Source organism: Acidimicrobiia bacterium (genome assembly GCA_018057765.1).
Classification (GTDB): domain Bacteria; phylum Actinomycetota; class Acidimicrobiia; order IMCC26256; family JAGPDB01; genus JAGPDB01.
On sequence record JAGPDB010000008.1, the window covers coordinates 66,283 to 68,421 of the forward strand.

The window sequence follows — 2,139 nt, forward strand, 5'->3', positions numbered from 1 at the left end:
CATCACTTACTGCTACCGGATTATCAGTACCTAGTGCTGTAGAGTCATCTTGAGCACCTGCTTGAGTAGCAAATACACCGATAGCTGGGAATGCAAAGCCTACAACAGCCGCTGCAAGTGTGCGGATAGGGTGTACTTTGTGTGTTCTAATTTTTGTAGACATAATAAATCCTTTATACTTAAATAAGTACCCGAGATATGGTACATATCAATACAAACAAGCTAGCATATACTGATTGATTACAGCAAATCGTGAATGTAATCGTTTTTATATTCATAAATGAGACACACATGTCTTTTAAGGAATCTATTTACTCATAGGGTAAAGCTCGAAAACTAAAAAATTGAAAATCATGACGACACTCGAAATGGAGATTGGATCATACGCAATGACAATCGCAGGTCTATATAAGTAAACCCACAATCAAATACTAGTAAATGACCATAAGTTTATTTTATACAGTATCTTCACGTTCTTTCTTTCGACGACCCAATATCCACCAGCCAAAAGCTAAAGTTGCTATTACTAATAAACTTGAAGCTATAAGATACTTAAACATAGTATTAGATATAGTATTAGATTTCTCTGTTGGAACAAATGGTGTAGCTTGACTGTTTTCCTTACGATTATCAGTTTCACCCAGCACCTTAGCTTTAACATTAGACAATATTGAAGGTTCTGGTAATGCTGGTATCGCAGTATTTGAAGAAGCTTGAGTTCCTGTTCCTGAAACGCTTAGATTACTATTACCGTTCTGAGGCTTTGGCTGTGCTGGATTCAAATTAGGATCTGGAGGAATAACATTTGTATCTCCGCTCTTAGAGCCACTATCATCACCAGAGCCACCTCCGCCACCAGGGCCAGAGCCAGTATCAGTAGTTATAGGAATAGTGCGAAATGTAGGCAATGCATCTTTATTTGTTTGCCATACATTTACAAAATCCCAAGTATCATAAGGGTGAGATGACGAGTTGCCCATCACATAATTAGAATCATCACCACCAACATTAATACCATGACACATTTGTTCTGTAGGTGTTATTGAATTACCTTGATCAGCATCATTAAAATTGCCACATGAAGTTATACCAGTTCTGGTTGCATCAAATATATTGCCAGAGAATACTTCTGTTGAGAGAAGTTCTATAGATCCAGCGATAGCGCCAAGCATACTTTCTGAATTAATACCCTGTGGAGAAGTTGAATATATACGTGATGTGCTTAAAGAGTTTTTCACACTGCCTACAGATTTACCATTATCATGAAACGAGCCGTTACCAATAATTCCACCAGCAATCACTCTGGTATCTGTATCACTTATTAATATATCGCCTGAAGAGTACGAACGTTCAATGCTTGTTGATCTTGATGAACCAACAAGTCCACCAACGACTGCTGCATCTATTTGATCACCAATAATAATCTTACTATTAGAGTACGAATCTAATATCGAACCATATTCGGCGTAACCTAGCAGACCACCTACATAAGAACCTTCACCGTTACCTTGACCATGGTCAATATTTACAGAAATTTTACCCGCTGAAGAACTTTTGGCAACAAAGCTAACTCCATAGCCAGTCATTCCACCTACTATTACTGAATCAGCTGAAAGGTCCATAGTCATATTTGTTGATGAATTAGTTATCACTAGCGATGTTGCCTCAGTTGGATTATCCGAATAGCTAAAGACACCGGCAACAGCAACCATTGCTCCACTGTACACAAAAGATTCCTGTTGACCAATAGTTGATAAGTAGCTACTAGATGAATCAAACTTTACAATACCTTTATCGTTATCTAATACATAGACGTTATCTGACGAGTCAACACCTATACCTTGAGGATAACGATATTGTCCATCACCAGTACCTGAACTGCCAAACTTAGAAACAAAATTACCAGAAGAATCAAACTTCACAACACGACTATTATCTTCGTCAACTACGTAAACATTACCTAAAGAATCAACAGAGATACCATTTGGTCTACTGAGCTCACCATCGCCAGAACCTGAACTGCCAAACTTAGAAACAAAATTACCAGAAGAATCAAACTTCACAACACGACTATTATCTTCGTCAACTACGTAAACATTACCTAAAGAATCAACAGAGATACCATTTGGTCTACTGAGC

General features: G+C 37.8%; 1 protein-coding gene. It reads right to left on the reverse strand.

All coding sequences use genetic code 11. The features are described from left to right. Window positions 1-455: 455 nt before the first annotated feature. Window positions 456-2,139: 6-bladed beta-propeller (locus KBF89_04315; GenBank protein MBP9115547.1), on the reverse strand; the 1,684-nt coding region annotated here is incomplete at its 5' end.